This window comes from Micromonospora sp. WMMD714, assembly GCF_029581315.1.
In the GTDB taxonomy this organism is placed as follows: Bacteria; Actinomycetota; Actinomycetes; order Mycobacteriales; family Micromonosporaceae; genus Micromonospora; species Micromonospora rifamycinica.
In genome coordinates, this window is sequence record NZ_CP120744.1 from 4,065,627 (window position 1) to 4,083,063 (window position 17,437).

Here is a 17,437-nt window from a genome sequence, read left to right on the forward strand (position 1 = left end):
CCCGTGTCTGAGACGACCGCCCCGGCCCGCGTACCCCTCCTTCGACGGCTGCGCCTGCACGCCGGCTACCACTGGCGTAACAGCGGTCACCCGCTGCTGACCACGGCCCGGGTCGCCTGGGACACCAGGGACTGGGCCCGGTTCCCCGCCGTACGCTCGGATCTCGGCGGCCTGTCGATCTCGTACTCCGGGCTGCCGGAGGGGCTGGCCTACACGCTCGACTTCACCGAACAGCGCCGCGGCGCGGACGGGGAGCGGACGGCGGCACGCCGCACCGCCGCCCTGCGGGGCCGCGACCTCAGGTCGGCCGACCGGCTGCCGGACGCCGACATCACGATCCTCGGCACGAGCGCGGCGCGGGCCCGGCGGATGCCCGCCGACGCGGCGCTGGTCCTGCCGATGCGCGTGCACTTCGTGGTGGACTTCGACGACGACGCGGAGGTGGTGCTCGGCCGGATCTCGAAGAACGAGCGACGCAGGTTCCGCAGGAACGCGCGTCGGCACCGGTGGGGTAGCGAGATCGTGCGGGACGCCGCCTGGTTCGACCACTTCTACGAGCACTACTACAGCGCCACCATGCGCAACCGGCACGGCGCCCGGCAGCGCACCGAATCCCGGGAGTCGGCGTACGAGTGCCTGTTCCGCACCGGCCGGCTGTTCGTGCTCACCGAGGACGGCGAGCGCGTCGCCGGACGGCTGTGCCACTGGAACCCCGCGACCGGCGTGCTGACGTCGCGGCTGGTGGGAGTGCGCGACGGCGCCGACGTGCACTACGCGAACGGTGTGATCAAGGCGATGAACGTCCTGTTCATCGAGTGGGCGGCGGCCAACGGGGTGCGTCAGCTCGACTTCCAGGGGACGGAACCCTTCCTCAGCAAGGGCACCTACCAGTCGAAGCGTCTCATCGGTACGCGCGTGGTCCTGCCGCCCAACCACTTCGGCGGCAAGCGGTTGTGGCTGCGGGTCCGGCGGGACAACCCGGCGGTGCGCGACTTCCTGGTGGCGAACCCGTTCGTGGCGGAGACGGAGCAGGGTTTCCTGGAGGCCGTCTACTTCCACGACGCACGACGGCCCCCACGGCTCGACTACCCCGGGAACTCTCCCGGCGTGCGGGGTGCCCGCCACGTCGACCTCGACGAGTTTCTCGCCGCCGTACCCGAAGGATCGTCGACGAGGAGCGTCACCGCATGAGCACCGGCGGACCGTCGTCGGCGCGGGTTGCCGGAATCCTCGCCGAGCACCTGCGGGACATCCCCATGGGTGGCTTCCCCATCGCGGCCGAGCCGGTCGTCATGCCGTCGGCCGAGTACCGGGAACTGCTGGCGGTCACCCGCCGCCTGGTCGAGCTGTCGCAGCAGACGGTGCTGCGCCTGGCGCCGGACCTGGCGGGCCGGATGGCCGCGCTGCGGGTCGACCCGGCCGGATACCAGCGGGCGAACCCGGACGAGGCGTTCGAGCTGCGGCACGCCGGTGACGTGGTCCGCGCCGACGTCGTCATCGGCGAGGACGGCCCGCGCTTCGTCGAACTCAACGTGGGCGCCGGCATCGGCGGCATGGTGCAGTTCGAGCAGCAGCGCCGCGCCTGGCAACGCGTCCGGTCGACGGCGGGGCTGCCGCCGCTCGTCGGCGAGGACATCTTCGCGCTCTTCGCCGCCCTGCTCCGGAGAACCTGCGCCGAGCTGGGCCTCCCGCCCGGCGCCCTGCTGATCGGCACGCTGGCGGATCCCGGCAAGCGTGGCCGGGTCAACGAGATGCAGGTCCAGCTGCTGGGCGAGCACGGCCTGCCCGCCCGCTTCGCCCGACTGCCGCACCTGCTCGACGAGATCCGGCCGACCGACCTGCTGGGCGTCGTCCAGTTCTGCGAGGACGAGGCGGAGCAGCTCGGCTGGGACGCGACGCCGCTGCTGACCGCCATCAAGAGCGGGATGCACGCGACGCCGTCGCAGACCTCCCGGCTCGTCGACTCGAAGAAGGTCCTGGCCTGGCTCTCCGAGGGCCTGCCGTGGATGTCCGGGCAGGACCGGGAGCTGGTACGCCGCTTCGTGCCGTGGAGCAGGGTGCTGGGCGAGCGCCGGGTGCGCTGGCGGGGTCGCGCGTACGAGCTGCCCCGGCTGCTCGTCGAGCGGCAGGAGGACTTCGTGCTCAAGGGCGCCGCCGGCCTGTCGTCGCTGGAGGTGTTCTTCGGCGCGAACACCGCGCCCGAGCGTTGGGCCGAGCTGGTGCGTACCGGCACGGAATCCGAGTACTACGTGGCGCAGGAACTCGTCACCCCCGTCCGACACCCGGTGCGGGTGATGCTGGACGAGTCCGGTCGCACCGACGAGGTGCTCGCCAACCCGGTGATCAGCCCGTTCTGCGTCGGCGGCGTGCCCACCGGCTGTCTCATGCGGTTCGACACGGCCACCGGGCCGGGCGCGGTCACCGTGAAGAGCGGCGCCATGCTCGGCTGCCTGCTGGGGGCGGCCGACCGATGACCGTGGTGCGGTGTCGACCGGGAGGTACGCGGTGACGAGCGTCGACGTACGGGGACGCGAGGACGCGCGGCAGGGCTGGCGCGATTTCCGGTGGCTGTGGGGCGGCCAGAGCGTCAGCCTTGTCGGCGACCAGGTCCTGATGCTCGCCCTGCCGTTGGCGGCGACGCAGACGCTGGGCGCCAGCGCGTTCGACGTCGGCCTGCTGGCGGCGGCGGTGAAGCTGCCGTACCTGGTGATCGGGCTGCCCGCCGGCGTCTGGGTGGCGCGGGTGGGCCTGCGCCGGTCGATGATCGGCGCGGACGGGATCCGCGCGCTGGCCGTGCTGTCGGTGCCGGTGGCCGGCTTCGCCGGGGTGCTGAGCTTCGCGCACCTGATGGTGGCCGCGCTGGTGACGGGCGTGTGCAGCGTCTTCTTCCAGATCGCCTACCAGTCGTACGCGCCGTTGCTGATCGCCGACAGCGACCGGCTGCACGCGGCCAACACCCGGCTGACCTTCTCCGAGTCGATGGCGTTGCTGCTGGGGCCGGGGCTGGCGGGCCTCGTGGTAGGCCTGACCGGAGCGGTGCGGGCGATGCTCGCCGACTCCGCGACGTTCCTGGTCAGCATGGTCACGCTGCTGCTGATCCGCCACCGTGCGGCGCCGGTGCCCGTGGTGGAGCGCGGGCCGGTCTGGCAGGAGGTCGGCGCCGGGATCCGGTTCGTGCTCCAGCAGCCGCTGCTGCGCCTGATCATGGCGTCCGGCCTCGTCTACAACCTCGGCATCGCGATGTACATGGCCATGGTGGCGATCTTCGCGGTCAACCACCTGCACCTGTCCCCGACCGTCTTCGGCCTCGCGGTCGGCCTCGGCGGAGCCGGCTTCCCGGTGGGCACGCTGCTGGCCCGGTGGCTGACCCGGCGGTTCGGCATCGGGCCGACCCTCGGGATCGCGAGCGTGCCGATCGTGGCGGGACTCGCCACCACGGTCTGCGCGTTCGGCGGGTACGCCGCGGTGATGGTCAGCGTCGGCACGTTCGTCTACGGGGCGGGCTCGGGGGCCTTCAAGACCAACGCGTTGACCATCCGCCATCTCGTGACCCCCGACCACATGTCGACCCGCGCCACCGCGGTGCACCGCTTCGTCACCTGGGGCGTCATGCCGGTGGGGGCGGTCGTCGCCGGCCTCGTCGGCGACCGGTTCGGGCTGCGGGTCGCGATGGTGACGTCGGTGGCCGTCGTCGCGACGTGCCTCGTTCCATCGCTGAGCAAACCGATGCGCCGGGCGAAGAGTCTGACTCGGACCGCGGCCGCGTGAGGTCTGGGGAGAGGGAAAATGTGCGGAATCGTGGGCTGGCTCGACTTCACCCGTGACCTCGGTCAGGACGTCGAGCTGATCCGGGAGATGACCGGGACGATGCGGCGGCGCGGCCCCGACGACCACGGCGTGTGGGTCGACCGGCATGTCGCGCTGGGGCACCGCCGGTTGGCCATCATCGACCTCGTGGGTGGGCGCCAGCCGATGGTCGCGCCCGACGCCGCGACCGTCCTCACCTACAGCGGCGAGGTCTACAACTTCCGGGAGCTGCGCACCGAGCTGCAACGGCGCGGGCACGTCTTCGTCGAGCGCTCCGACACCGAGGTCGTGCTGCACGCCTACCGGGAGTGGGGGCCGGCCTGCGCCGAGCGCCTCGTCGGCATGTTCGCCTTCGCGGTGTGGGACGCGCCGAGGCGGCAACTCGTGCTGATCCGCGACCGGCTCGGCGTCAAGCCCCTCTTCTACGCCCCGCTGCCGCACGGCGTGCTCTTCGCGTCCGAGCCGAAGGCCATCTTCGCCAACCCGGCGTTCCGCCCGGCGGTGGACGAGGCGCTGCTGCCCGTCCTGCTGAACCGGCGGCTCGCGCTGCCGGGCCAGACCCCGTTGCGGGGACTGCACGAGGTGAAGCCGGGGCACGTGGTGACGGTGGACCGGGCGGGCGTACGGCAGGAGTGCTACTGGCGGCTCACCACCGACCCGCACACCGACGACCTGCTCACCACCGTGGGCAACGTGCGGGACCTGCTCCACGAGGTGGTGCACCAGCAGTTGGTCGCCGACGTGCCGATCGCCACCCTGCTCTCCGGCGGGCTGGACTCCACGGCCACCACCGCGATCGCCGCGCGCGCCTTCGCGGCACGCGGCGAGGGCAGGCTGGCCACCTTCTCGGTGGATTTCCCCGAGGACGAGGCGTCGTTCCGCCCGACCGTCCTGCGGCCCGAACGGGACGCGCCGTACGCCCGTCTCGCGAGCGAGCGGATCGGTACGGACCACACGGTGGTCGCGCTGTCGGCCGCGGCGGTCGCGGACGCGCGCCCGTCGGCCATGCGCGCCATGGACCGGCCGATCAGCGGCCAGTTCGACGCCTCGATGTACCTGCTCTTCGCGGGGGTACGGGACCGTACCGACGCCCGCGTCCTGCTCTCCGGCGAGGCGGCCGACGAGGTCTTCGGCGGATACCCGTGGTTCCACGACCCCGCCACCCTCGGCACGGACACGTTCCCCTGGCTGGGCGACGCCCCCCGGCTGTGGCAGTGCCTGGCACCCGACGTGGTCAGGCGGATCCGGCCGGACGAGGTGGAGCGCGACCACTACCGGCGGCTCCGGGCCGCCGTACCCCGGTTGCCGGGTGAGGACCCGGCGCAGGCGCGGGTCCGGGAGGCGCTCTTCCTCAGCCTTCAGGGACCGCTGTCCGTACTGCTGGAGCGCAAGGACCGGCTGAGCATGGCCTCGGGCCTGGAGGTCCGGGTGCCGTTCTGCGACCACCGGCTGGTGCAGTACGTGTGGAACACGCCCTGGTCGATGAAGAAGGCCGACGGCAGGGAGAAGAGCCTGCTGCGGATGGCCGTCGCCGACCTGGTGCCCGAGGAGATCCGGCAGCGTCGCAAGAGCGCCTACCCGGCGATGCACGATCCCGGGTACGACGCCCAGGTGCTAAGCGCGGTCAACAAACTCGTCGTCGACGAGACCTCGCCGCTGTACGGCTACCTCGATCCCGAGCGGGTCCGCGCGCTGATCGAGTCGGGGAACCGGACCATGACCCACGTCAACGCGGCCCACCTGGTGCTGCCGTTGCTGGAGATCGACACCTGGATGCGGGCGTACGGCATCGGGGTGAGCCGGTGACGACGGGTCGACGGCCAGCGGCGGTGACCCGCTACCCCGGAAGCGGGGGGCACTCCAGGACCTCGATCCAGTTGCCGGGGAACAGCCGCAGGTGGGGGTGGCCGGAGAAGATCCGGACAGCCTCGTCGTGCGAGTTCGCCTCGATGATGGCGTAACCCGTCTTGCTGTCCGTGAAGTCGTCGCTCCCGTCGGCGGTGACCCGCTTCTTCCTGAACAGCGGTGCGCCGTTGTCGACGAGCGCACCCTCGTGATCCTGCGCCCACCTCGCCCAGGCGTTCATGAACGCGGCCTGCTGCTCGTCACTCACCTCGGCCTTGTCGGCGTCATCGGCGGCACCGTGGTAGAGGGCAAGGAATCTGCTCATCTCCGTAGGTTAGTGGATCAGCCGGCCGCCTTCGGCGCGTCCGACCCGGGCTGAGCACCGCGGCACCGCAGCGACCCCTCGTGCCGGCGTCGCGGTGCCGGGCGGACGCCTGCCCGTGCCTGCGGCGGCTGCCCCGTCGTCCCGGATCCGCCCGGGCGTGTCGCTAGCTATCGCAAATGGAAACCGTTATCGTCTTCTGGTCCGGAGTCGGCGAACGTCGGGAGTGCGCGATGGGTCACGTGTTGCTGGTCGAGAGCTGGGTCGGTGCGATGAGCACCCTGCTGCCCCGGGCGATCCGGGAAGCGGGCCATCGGTTCACGTTCCTCACCAGGAACCTGCACCACTACCTCCGCCAGAGCGACGACCCGCAGGCGCATCCGTTGCTCGACGCCGACAACGTGATCACCACCGAGACCAACGATCCGCGGCGGCTGCTGCCGCACGTCCGCCAGCTGCACGAGGTGCTCCGGTTCGACGGTGTCGTCACGTCCTGCGACTACTACCTCGGCACCGTGGCCCGGCTCGCCGCGGACCTGGGCCTGCCGGGCACACGACCGGAAGCCGTCGAGTGCGCCTACCGCAAGGACCTGGCCCGGCATCGGATGCAGGCGGCCGGCCTGCCCGGCCCGGCGTTCGCCGTCACCGGGGACTGGGCGGGCACCGAGGAGGCCGCCCGCGCCCTCGGCTTCCCCCTGGTCGTCAAGCCCGTCGACCTGTGCGCCGGGATGTTCGTCCGGCTGGTGACCGACCGGACCCAGCTGCGCGACGCGTTCGACGCCCTCGACGCGTTCCCGGTCAACGCCCGGGGCCAACGACGCTCACCGCTGGTGCTCCTGGAGGAGCTGCTGACCGGACCCGAGGTCAGCGTCGAGACCGTCACCGTCGACGGGACGACGACGGTGCTCGGCGTGACCGACAAGAGCCTCGCCGGTGCGCCGTGGTTCGTGGAGACGGGGCACATGTTCCCCGCCGCCCTCGACACCCCGACGGCCGACGCGGTGCGCGAGATGGCGGTCGCCGCCCTCGCCGCGGTCGGATTCGACCGGGGGGTGGCGCACACCGAACTACGACTCACCCCCGCCGGACCACGGGTGGTGGAGATCAACCCCCGCCCGGCCGGCAACCGGATCACCGAGCTGGTCCGGCGGACCACCGCAGTGGACCTTCCCATGGTGTACGCCCAGCTCGCCGTGGGCGAGGAGCCGGACATCACGGTGGCCGACACGGGCGTCCGCAGCGCCGCCGTCGCGTTCCTGCTGCCACCCCGCGCCGGCACCCTCGCGGCGGTCGAGGGTGTGGCCACACTGGCCGCCGCTCCGGACGTCGTCGACTGGGCGGTGAAACCCGCCGGGCACCGCACCGGCGACGCGGTGAGCAACAACAACTACCTCGGTCACGTCATGACGGTCGACACCACCGGTCCCGGCGCCCGGACCCGGGCCGACGACCTGGTCGCCGGCCTCGGCGTCCGGTACACCGACGAGCTGGCCGAGGCACTCCCGTGACGCCGCCGCCGGCCGGGGCGGGCGCACAGCTGACGTCGGTGCCGGATCTGATCGACGCGGTCCGGGCGGGCCGCTTCGGCCCCGACCCGACCACCGCCCGGGTCACCGTCGCGTTCACCACCCGGCAGGGTGCCCGGCACGCCGGCCGCGCCCGTGGCTACCGCAACCACGTGCTCAGCCTGCGGGTGGACGCCGCCGTCGGCTCCTGCGCGACGGAACCCGACACGCTGCCCGACGAGGTCGCCTACGACTGCGTCGGCGCCAGTGTCGCCGACCTGCTCACCCATCCCGTGCCGGCGGTACGCGTCGCGGCCCTGGACGCCTACCTCGCCACGGTCCACCCGCACCCGCACGCCGCCTGCGACCCGGTGACCATCCCGGCCGGGACGTCACTGGCCAAGTCGACCGCCCGGGCCGCCGCCGTGGTGGACCTGCTCCCGGTGGAACCGGGCCAGCGGGTCCTGGTCGTCGGAGTGGTGAACTCCCTGCTGGCGCAGCTGCGTCGCCGGGGCGTCAGCTACCTGCCGTGCGACCTGGCCGGCGGCAGCACCGAGTGGGGGGAGCCGTGCCTACCGGACGCCGCCGCGGTGCTGGAACACTGCGACGCGCTGCTCGTCTCCGGCATGACCCTGGGCAACGACACGTTCGCGCCGCTGCTGCGGCACGCCCGCACCACCGGGAAACCGATGGTGGCCTTCGCCCAGACCGGTAGCGCCGTCCTGCCGTGTTTCCTCGGCGCGGGGCTGAGTGGCCTGTCCGCCGAGCCGTACCCGTTCTTCTGGCTCGACGGCGCAGCGACGATGGTCTACCACTACCGTGCCGCAGCCGGGTCACCGTGCTGACCGCCCCCGCGCCGGCCACCCGGGCACCGCACCTGCTGGGCCTGCTGGGCCGCTCCCCGGTCACCTTCGTCGACACCCCGCTGCCGCACCCGCACGGCGGCTTCCACGCCAAGGTGGAGCACCTCAGCCCGGGAGGCATGAAGGCCCGCGCCGCCGTGGCCATGCTGCGGGCCGCCCGACGGCGCGGTGACCTCCGGACGGGCGCCACCGTCGTGGAGTCCACCAGCGGCACGTTCGGACTCGGCCTCGCGTTCGCCGGGCAGGCCCTCGGTCACCCGGTCGTCCTCGTCGTGGACCGCGAGATCGAACGGCCGATGCGGGCGCTGCTGACGGCGCACGGGGCCACGGTCGAGGCCGTGGAGCGCCCGCACCCGGTCGGTGGCTGGCAGCAGGCCCGCCTGGACCGGCTGCACGAGGTGCTGGCCCGCACCCCCGACGCCTACTGGCCCGACCAGTACCACAACCCGGACAACGCCACCGGCTACCGCACCCTCGCCGACGAACTGACCGGTCAGGTCGAGGCGGTGGACGTGCTGGTGTGCAGCGTCGGCACCGGCGGGCACAGCGCCGGCCTGGCCCGGGCGCTGCGCCGGCACTGGCCCGGCATGCGGCTCGTCGGGGTCGACACCGTCGGCTCGACGATCTTCGGGCAGCCCGCGCGGCCACGGCTGATGCGCGGCCTGGGCAGCAGCATCTTCCCCCGCAACGTCGACTACGCCGCCTTCGACGAGGTGCACTGGATCGGCCCGGTGGAGGCGGTGGACACCTGCCGCCGGCTGGCCCGCGCGGCGTTCGTCACCGGCGGCTGGAGCACCGGCGCCGTCGCCCGGGTCGCCGCCTGGGTCAGCCGGATGCAGCCCGGCGCCCGGGTGGTCACGATCTTCCCGGACGGCCCCCACCGCTACCTCGACTCGATCTTCGACGACGCCTACTGCGCCCGCCACGGGCTGTTCGCCCCGGCCCCGGACCATCCGATCGAGATCCCGTACCCGGACGCCGTCGAGGTGACCCGGTGGAGCCGCTGCCGGACCGTCCTCGATCCGCTGCGCCAGCCGGCGGTGCCGGCATGAGGCTCGACTGGCGCAGCTACCCGCTGCGGCTACGCGAACCGCTGCGGATCTCCCGCGCGACGATGCCCGGCCGGACCGCCGTCCAGCTCGACCTGTCCCACGACGGCAGCACCGGTCACGGCGAAGTGGTGACCAGCGTCTACTACGGCCTGGACCTGGCCACCATCCTCGGACTGCTGACCGGGCTGCGGCACCGGGTGCGTGCCTGCGGCGAACCCGAGACGCTGCTCGCGGAGCTGCCGGCGCTCGCCGCGCAGCTGCCCGCCGGCGTGCTGGCAGCCCTGGACGCCGCCGTCCACGACCTGCTGGCCCGGCGGGCCGGAGCACCGTTGCACCGGTGGCTCGGCCGACCCGCCCCCGCCCCGGCCGCCACCGCCCGCACCATCGGCCTCGTCGCACCCGGACACGCCCACACCACCGCGCGGGAGCTGGCACGACGCGGCTTCCAGCTCGTCAAGATCAAATGCGGGGACGCGGCGGACCTCGCCCGGATCGCGGCCGTCCGCGCCGCGATGCCGCACGCACGACTCCTGCTCGACCCCAACGGGGCCTGGACCCCCGAGCAGACCGTACGGCTGCTCGACACGCTGCGCCCCCACACCATCGACGCCGTCGAGCAGCCCATCGCACCCGGCACCCCGCACCTGCTCGCCTGGATCAGCGCCCGTACCGACGTTCCGCTCATCGCCGACGAGGACGCCGCCACGGCGGACCATCTCCACGCCCTCGCGGGCGCGGTGACCGGCATCAACGTCAAGATCGCCAAGTGCGGCGGCGTCCACGCCGCCCAGCAGATCGCCGCCACGGCCCGGACCCACGGCATGGATCTCATGCTGGGCTGCCTGGTGGCCAGCTCGCTGGGCATCGCGCCGGCGGTGCACCTCACCGACGACGCCCGCTGGATCGACCTGGACGGGCACCTGCTGCTCGCCGACGACCCGTGGACCGGCATCGGCGGCCACGACGGCATCCTCCGGCTGACCGGCGAACCCGGCCTCGGCGTACGGCCGGCCCGATGAACACCTGGACCACCCTGCGCAGCTTCCCGCTGCCGATCCGACTGCTGGTGGTCAACCAGTTCGGTGTCAACGTCGGCTTCTACCTGCTGCTGCCCTACCTCGCCGGCTACCTGGCCGACGACGTCGGCCTCTCCGCCGCCGCGATCGGCATCGTGCTCGGCGTGCGGAACCTCAGCCAGCAGGGCCTGTTCCTGCTGGGTGGCTCGGCCGCCGACCGGCTCGGTGCCCGGGGCGTCATCATCGCCGGCTGCGCCCTGCGCGCCGTCGGCTTCGGACTGTTCGCCCTCGGCACGGCACTGCCGGTGCTGCTGGCCGCCTCGGTCCTGTCCGGACTGGCCGGTGCGCTGTTCAACCCGGCCGTCCGCAGTTACGTGGCCCAGGCCGCCGCCGACCGGCGGGCCGAGGCGTTCGCCCTGTTCACCGTCTTCGCCAGTGCCGGCGCGCTGCTCGGACCGCTGCTCGGCTCCGCGCTGCTCCTGGTCGACTTCCGGGCCGCCGCGCTGACCGCCGCCGCGCTGTTCGCCGCGCTCACCGTGGCGCAGGCGGTCTGGCTACCCGCCCCGCCCGCCACCACCCGGGAAGCGACCGTCTGGCAGGACTGGCGCACCGGCCTCACCGACCGCCGCTTCCTGGCCTTCAGCGTCGCACTGGCCGGCATGTTCGCCCTCCAGACCCAGCTCTACCTGATCCTGCCGGTGCAGGCCGAACACCTCACCGGGCACCCGGCGGCGGTCGCCGTGCTGTTCGTCGTCTCCACCACCGTGACGCTCACCCTGCAACTACCGCTGACCCGCCGGCTACGACGCCGCCGGAGCCGTGGCGCGAGCATCACCGCCGGAATGGCGGTCATGGGCGCCGGGTTCCTGCTGCCGCTGCTGCGCGTACCGTCGCCGTCGCCGGTGCTGCGGCTGGTGCCGGTACTGGCCGCGGCCGTCCTGCTCACCCTGGGGGTGATGATCGCCCAGCCGTTCGTCCTGGAGCTGATCCCCGCCTTCGCCGGACCCCACCTGACCGGCACCTACTTCGGCCTGTTCTACCTGGTGTCCGGGGTCCTCGCCGCCGGCTGCACCGCCGCCGTCGGCGCGACCGTGGGCACCGCCACGGGGGCCGGGGTTCCCCCGGCGGCGTGGCTGCTCACCGCCGCCGTCGGGACGGCCTCGGCGGGCGCGGTCTGGCTGCTGCGCCTCGACCGCCGCCGGACGGCAACCTGCACACCGACCCCGGCGGGCGTGTCATGAGCGACGGGAACCTCCTCACCGACAACCCGGAGCTCTACGAACAGCAGTTCCCCGACCCGGGCCACCGCGCCGCCCGGTTCGTCGACGACCTCGTCCGCCGGTTCGCCGACCGCACCGACCCCACGCCCCGGCTGCTCGACGTCGGGTGCGGCACCGGCCGCGACGTCGGACACCTCACCACCCTCGGCTACACCACCGTCGGGCTGGACACGTCGGTGCCGATGCTCACCTATGCGCGGCGTCGCCACCCGGCCGTCCGGTTCGTCCACGCCGACCTGCGCGACTTCGACCTGACCGGCCCCTTCGACGTCGTCACCTGCCTGGACAGCGCCATGCTGTACTGCCACACCAACGCCGACCTCACCGCGTTCCTGCGCTGCTGCCACCGGCACCTGCGCCCCGGCGGGCTACTGCTGGCCGAGATGCGCAACGGCGCGTTCTTCCTCGGCGGCACCGAACTCCTCGACGGCACCCGCACCCGCACCGTGAGCTGGCGCGGCGTCCCCTACACCTCGGCGACACGGCTGTGGATCGACCACGGCGGGCAACTGCTGCGCCGCGAACGGGTCTGGACCTGGCCGGCCTGCCCGCGACCACTGGTGCAGACCTCGGCCTGGCGGCTGCTGTTCCCCGCCGAGCTGCGCTACCTGCTCGACACCACCGGGTTCGACGTGGTGGCCCTCTTCGACACCCCCGGGCCCCGCACCGACCCGCCCTGGCAGCCGACCGCCGCGCTGTCGCCCGCGCTGTCCGGTGACCGCCTGCACCTGGTCGCACGCCGCCGCACCGACCCGGACTGACCTTCCCCGCCGCACCGACCCCGCCTGACCTTCCCCGCCGCAACACCGCGGCACGACCTCCGCCGCCTTATCGAAAAGGACATTCATGATGGACAAACTGCCCGTGGGTACGTCGACAGTGTCCCGCCGCGGCCTGCTCGGCGGTGCCGCCGCCGTCTCCGCCGCCCTGCTGACCGGCTGCGGCACGCGTCACGACCCGACCGGGAGCCCCGCCGGGCCACCCCGGCGCGGCGGCCGGCTACGGGCGGCGTTCGCCGGCGGCGGCGTCAACGAGACGCTGGACCCGCACCTGGCCAACCTGTTCAACGAGGCGTCCCGGGCCAAGGCGATGTTCGACAAGCTCGCCGACTACGGCCCCGACGTCTCCATCCGACCCCGCCTCGCCGAACGCTGGGAACCCAACAGCGACCTCACCCGCTGGCGGATCACCCTGCGCAAGGCGACGTTCCACGACGGGCGGCCGGTCCGCGCCCCCGACGTGCTGCACAGCTACGCCAGGATCACCGACCCGAAGAAGGCGTTCCGGGCCAGGGCCAGCCTCGGCCTGCTCGACCTGCCCCACAGCCGCGCCGTCGACGACCGCACGGTGGAACTGGCCCTCACCCGCCCCTTCGCCGAGTTCCCCAACGCCCTGGCCGCGTTCGGCGCGTACATCGTCCCCGAAGGCACCGACACGTTCACCCGACCCGTCGGATCCGGACCGTTCGCCTTCGACTCCTGGCAGCCCGGCCGGTCACTGCTGCTCAAACGCCACGACGGCTACTGGGACGGCGCAGCCCACCTCGACGAGCTCGAATACCTGATCAGCAACGAGGAACCGGCCCGGGTCAACGCCCTGCTCGCCGGCCAGGTCGAATACGCCCACGACATCACCCCCACCACCGCCCGCACCCACGCCGGCAGCACCCGGCTGACCGTCACCCGGATGCCGAACAGCACCATGCAGTCGTTCGCCATGAAGGTCGACCGGCCACCGTTCGACAACCGGGACCTCCGCGAGGCCATGTTCCTGCTCACCGACCGCCAACAGCTCGTCGACACCGTCCTCGGCGGCTCCGGACAGATCGGCAACGACCTGTTCGGCAAGGGCTACCAGCACTACGCCACCGACATCACCCAGCGCCCCCACGACCTCGACCGCGCCCGCTACCTCGTCGACAAGGCCGACGCCCGGGGCCTGCGGATACGCCTCGACACCGCCGCCGTGGCCAGCGGCTTCGTCGAGGCCGCCAGCGTCCTGACCGACCAGGCCCGACAGGCCGGCCTGGTCATCGACACCAGACTGGGCAACAAGGACACCTACTGGAAGGACATCCTCGACACCGGAGCGCTGGCCTCGTACCGCTCCGGCGCCATGCCCATCGAGACACACATCTCGCAACGGCTGCTGACCACCTCCACCACCAACGCCACCCGGTGGACCCGGCCCGACTTCGACGCCCTCTACACCCGCGCCGTCACCAGCACCGACGAGGCGACCCGCCGGCAGGCCTACGGCGACATGCAGCGCGTCCTGCACGCCGAAGGCGGCTTCCTGATCTGGGGCTTCGCCGACTTCCTCGTCGCCACCGCCCCCCGCGTCGCCGGCGTGTCCGCCCAGGCCCCGGCCAACACCCTCGACTGGGCCCGCTTCGACAAGGTCTGGCTGGGGTGAGCCTGCCCCGCTACGCCACCGGGCGGCTACTGCTCGGCCTCGGGCAGGTCGCCGGGATCACCACCATCGTGTTCGCGCTCACCGAGGCGCTGCCCGGTGACGCCGCCGTGGTGATCGCCGGCGACCAGCCCGACCCGGCCCGGATCACCGCCATCCGGGAACACCTGCACCTCGACCGTCCGGCCTGGCAGCGCTACCTGGACTGGCTCACCGACCTGCTGCACGGCGACCTCGGCGTGTCCCTGGTCTCCGGACGGCCGATCGCCGACCGGCTCGCCGACAGCGCCGGCGTCACCCTGCTCCTGGCAGCGGTGACCCTGCTGGTGCTCGTCCCGCTCGCCGTCACCCTGGGCATGCTGGCGGCCCGCCGCGAAGGGGGACCACTGGACCGGACGGTGTCCGCGGTGTCGGTCGCCCTGTACGCGGTGCCGGAGTTCGCCCTGGCGATCCTGCTCATCGCCGTCTTCGGCGTCCGCCTCGGCTGGCTGCCACCCACCGCCTTCGGCACCGACCTGCTCACCCGGCCGTCGGTGCTCGTCCTGCCGCTGCTCGTCCTGCTCGCCCGACCCGTCTGCACCATCAGCCGACTCACCCGCGCCGGCCTGCTCGACGCGCTACGGGCCGAACACCTCCGCCACGCCCGACGCCTCGGCATCACCGGCAGCCGGCTCTGGCTGCGCCACGCCCTGCCCGACGCGCTGGCACCGGTCGTGCAGCAACTCGCCCGCACCACCGACTGGCTCCTCGGCGGCGTCATCGTCGTCGAGGCGGTGTTCGTCATCCCCGGACTCGGCACCGCCCTGGTCGACGCGGTGGCCACCCGGGACGTGCCCACCGTGCAGGCGCTGTGCGTCCTCGTCGCCGTCACCACGGTGCTGGTGAACCTGGCTGCCGACCTGGTGGCCTTCCGGCTCGCCCCGCGTACCCCGGTGGGCCGATGACACGGCCACGCACCATGACCGCGGCGGTGCTGCTCACCGCGCCGCTGGGCCTGGCCGTGGCCGGCCCGCTGCTGGCCGGCGAGCCGACCGGCCGTACCTTCCCGTTCGCCGACGACGGGCCGCTGGGCACCGACTTCGTCGGCCGCGACGTCGCACAGCAGGTCCTGCTCGGCGGCCGGTCCGTGGTCACTGTCGCCGTCGCCGCGACCCTGCTGGCCTACCTCGTCGGGGTACCGCTCGGGCTGCTGGCCGCGTCCACCCGCCGCCGGTGGGCCGACGAACTGCTCATGCGCCCCCTGGACCTGGCGCTGGCCGTACCGTCGCTGCTGCTGCTGATCCTGCTGGCCGCCACCGCGCCACCCGGACCCCTCACCCTGGTCGGGATCGTCGCGCTGATCGGGCTACCGGAGATCACCCGGATCACCCGCGCCACCGCGCTGCCGCTGGCCCACGGCCCCGCCATGGAAGCGATGCGCCTGTACCGGGAAACCTGGTGGCGACGCGGCCCCGGCCACGTCGGCGCCGGCATCCGTCGGGTCCTGCTCGCCGACGCCGGCGTCCGGTTCATCGGCGCGACCTACCTGGTGGCCACCGCCAGCTTCCTGGGCATCGGCGTCGCACCCGACGCCGCCGACTGGGCGGTCATGGTGGACCGCAACCGCGCCGGACTGTTCCTGCAACCCTGGGCCGTCGCCGTGCCGGCCACCCTCCTCGTCGCCCTGGCCGTCGGCCTCAACCTGGCCACCGACCGGATGCTGACCACCCGCCGCACCGCCCCGCCACCCCGGCCCGCACCCACCACGACCGCCCCCCGTCCGCCGACGACCGCAACCCTGCTGGAGGTACGCGACCTCACCGTCACCGCCGGCGACACCCGCCTGGTGGACGGCGTCTCCTTCGACCTGCCGGGCGGTCGGATCCTCGCCGTCATCGGCACCTCCGGCAGCGGCAAGACCACCACCGGTCGTGCCCTGCTCGGCGAGACCACCCCGGGCACCACCCACACCGGCACCGTCACCCTGGCCGGTACCCCCGTCACCCCCCACACCCCACCACCGCCCGGCACCGTCGGCTACGTCCCCCAGCAACCCGGCACCGCGCTGCACCCGGCCCGTCGCGTCGGCGCCGTGCTCGACGAGATCACCCGGCACCACACGCCCGGCACCGGCCGCAGCGCCCGCAGCCGCGCCGTCGCCGCCGTCCTCGAACGGGTCGACCTGCCCACCGACCGCCGGTTCCTGCGCCGCTTCCCGCACCAGCTCTCCGGCGGCCAGCAGCAACGCCTCGTCATCGCCCACGCCCTGCTCGCCCGCGCCGTCCTGCTCGTCGCCGACGAACCCACCACCGGGCAGGACGCCCCCACCCGCACCGACGTCGCCCGGGAACTCACCACCCTCGCCCGCGACGGCCTCGCCGTGCTCCTGCTCAGCCACGACCTGCACCTCGTGCGCGCCGTCGCCGACCAGATCCTCGTGCTGCACCGGGGAACCGTCGTCGAACACGGCCCCACCGCCGACGTGCTCACCACCCCCCGCCACCGCCACACCCGGCACCTGCTCGCCCCGCCACCGCGCCGGCCACCGACGGCGGCCCCGCCGGACCGGCCCCTGCTGCACGTCGCCGGCCTGACCGCCACCCACCGCGACGGCAGCCGACGGCGCGACGTGCTCCGCGACGTCACCCTGACCGTCCCCGCCGGACGGTGCCTGGCCGTGGTCGGCCGCTCCGGCAGCGGCAAGACCACCCTCGCCCGCTGCCTCGCCGGCCTGCACCCCGCCCACACCGGCCTGCTGACCATCGACGGACGACCCCTCGCCCGGCACCTCGACCACCGCCGCCCGGACGAACTCGCCGCCATCCAGTACGTGTTCCAGGACGCCCGCGCCAGCTTCGACCCCCACCGGACGGTCCTCGACCAGACGGCCGCCCCGGCACGACGCCTGCACCGGGCCCCACCGGAGCAGGCCCGCCGCACCGCCCTGCACCTGCTCGCCCGGGTGGGCCTCGACGAGGCCACCGCGACCCGACGCCCCGACCGGCTCTCCGGCGGCCAACTGCACCGCGCCGCGCTCGCCCGGGCACTGGCCAGCAGGCCCCGGGTGCTGGTCTGCGACGAGACCACCGCCGGCCTCGACCGGCTCACCCAGCACGGCATCCTCACCCTCCTCGACGAGCTGCGACACCGTCTCCGGCTGACCGTCGTGGTGATCACGCACGACCGGGACGTGGTGGCGCACCTCGCCGACCACGTCGTCGTCCTCGACTCCGGGACCGTCGTCGACCGTGGCCCGGCCGACGACCTGCTCCACCGCGCACACCACCCGCTGACCCGGGCCCTGCTGCCCACCCACCCGGCGGACGACACCGCACCCACCCACCCGTGACCGGAGG

Annotated in this window: 14 protein-coding genes; 13 read left to right on the top strand and 1 reads right to left on the bottom strand. The window is 73.4% G+C overall.

What is annotated here, in order from left to right; translation table 11 throughout:
* Nucleotides 1-3: 3 nt before the first annotated feature.
* From O7625_RS17890 to asnB, 4 genes are read left to right on the top strand one after another with little or no spacing between them, the layout of a single operon-like run.
* Nucleotides 4-1,191, top strand: a complete 1,188-nt coding sequence (locus tag O7625_RS17890) for a GNAT family N-acetyltransferase (RefSeq protein ID WP_282340048.1) — start codon at nucleotides 4-6, stop codon at nucleotides 1,189-1,191.
* The gene (locus O7625_RS17895) at nucleotides 1,188-2,474 is read left to right on the top strand and encodes a hypothetical protein (RefSeq protein ID WP_282340049.1); all 1,287 of its coding nucleotides are present in this window, start codon (nucleotides 1,188-1,190) and stop codon (nucleotides 2,472-2,474) included. Before O7625_RS17890 ends, O7625_RS17895 begins: the two co-directional genes overlap by 4 nt.
* Nucleotides 2,475-2,484: 10 nt before the next feature.
* Complete coding sequence (locus O7625_RS17900; protein ID WP_282340050.1) at nucleotides 2,485-3,768, top strand: MFS transporter; 1,284 nt, start codon at nucleotides 2,485-2,487, stop codon at nucleotides 3,766-3,768.
* 18 nt (nucleotides 3,769-3,786) lie between these two features.
* Complete coding sequence (gene asnB / locus O7625_RS17905; protein WP_282340051.1) at nucleotides 3,787-5,613, top strand: asparagine synthase (glutamine-hydrolyzing); 1,827 nt, start codon at nucleotides 3,787-3,789, stop codon at nucleotides 5,611-5,613.
* Between the two features lie 31 nt (nucleotides 5,614-5,644).
* On the opposite strand, the gene O7625_RS17910 is transcribed toward asnB, so the two are convergent.
* Nucleotides 5,645-5,977, bottom strand: coding sequence for a hypothetical protein (locus O7625_RS17910; RefSeq protein WP_282340052.1), 333 nt, complete (start codon nucleotides 5,975-5,977; stop codon nucleotides 5,645-5,647).
* 230 nt (nucleotides 5,978-6,207) lie between these two features.
* Here O7625_RS17910 and O7625_RS17915 point away from each other — a divergent pair, with 230 nt between their 5' ends.
* The 9 genes from O7625_RS17915 (at nucleotide 6,208) to O7625_RS17955 (ending at nucleotide 17,430) form a co-directional block, all read left to right on the top strand.
* Nucleotides 6,208-7,482 carry an ATP-grasp domain-containing protein gene (locus O7625_RS17915; protein ID WP_282340053.1) on the top strand — a complete coding sequence of 425 codons (1,275 nt, stop codon included), beginning with the start codon at nucleotides 6,208-6,210 and terminating at the stop codon, nucleotides 7,480-7,482.
* Complete coding sequence (locus O7625_RS17920; protein WP_282340055.1) at nucleotides 7,479-8,324, top strand: DUF364 domain-containing protein; 846 nt, start codon at nucleotides 7,479-7,481, stop codon at nucleotides 8,322-8,324. The genes O7625_RS17915 and O7625_RS17920 overlap by 4 nt, the downstream gene beginning before the upstream one ends.
* Nucleotides 8,318-9,394: a PLP-dependent cysteine synthase family protein gene (locus tag O7625_RS17925; protein WP_282340057.1), complete on the top strand. Its 1,077-nt coding sequence runs from the start codon at nucleotides 8,318-8,320 to the stop codon at nucleotides 9,392-9,394. Before O7625_RS17920 ends, O7625_RS17925 begins: the two co-directional genes overlap by 7 nt.
* On the top strand, nucleotides 9,391-10,413 hold the full coding sequence (locus O7625_RS17930) for an enolase C-terminal domain-like protein (protein WP_282340060.1): 1,023 nt from the start codon (nucleotides 9,391-9,393) through the stop codon (nucleotides 10,411-10,413). The genes O7625_RS17925 and O7625_RS17930 overlap by 4 nt, the downstream gene beginning before the upstream one ends.
* Nucleotides 10,410-11,651 carry an MFS transporter gene (locus tag O7625_RS17935; protein WP_282340061.1) on the top strand — a complete coding sequence of 414 codons (1,242 nt, stop codon included), beginning with the start codon at nucleotides 10,410-10,412 and terminating at the stop codon, nucleotides 11,649-11,651. Before O7625_RS17930 ends, O7625_RS17935 begins: the two co-directional genes overlap by 4 nt.
* Complete coding sequence (locus O7625_RS17940; protein ID WP_282340063.1) at nucleotides 11,648-12,451, top strand: class I SAM-dependent methyltransferase; 804 nt, start codon at nucleotides 11,648-11,650, stop codon at nucleotides 12,449-12,451. Before O7625_RS17935 ends, O7625_RS17940 begins: the two co-directional genes overlap by 4 nt.
* 88 nt (nucleotides 12,452-12,539) lie before the next feature.
* The gene (locus O7625_RS17945; protein ID WP_282340065.1) at nucleotides 12,540-14,105 is read left to right on the top strand and encodes an ABC transporter substrate-binding protein; all 1,566 of its coding nucleotides are present in this window, start codon (nucleotides 12,540-12,542) and stop codon (nucleotides 14,103-14,105) included.
* On the top strand, nucleotides 14,102-15,046 hold the full coding sequence (locus tag O7625_RS17950) for an ABC transporter permease (RefSeq protein WP_282340066.1): 945 nt from the start codon (nucleotides 14,102-14,104) through the stop codon (nucleotides 15,044-15,046). Before O7625_RS17945 ends, O7625_RS17950 begins: the two co-directional genes overlap by 4 nt.
* Nucleotides 15,043-17,430 (top strand): ATP-binding cassette domain-containing protein, encoded by a 2,388-nt coding sequence (locus tag O7625_RS17955; RefSeq protein ID WP_282340067.1) that lies wholly within the window; start codon nucleotides 15,043-15,045, stop codon nucleotides 17,428-17,430. Before O7625_RS17950 ends, O7625_RS17955 begins: the two co-directional genes overlap by 4 nt.
* Nucleotides 17,431-17,437 lie beyond the last annotated feature (7 nt).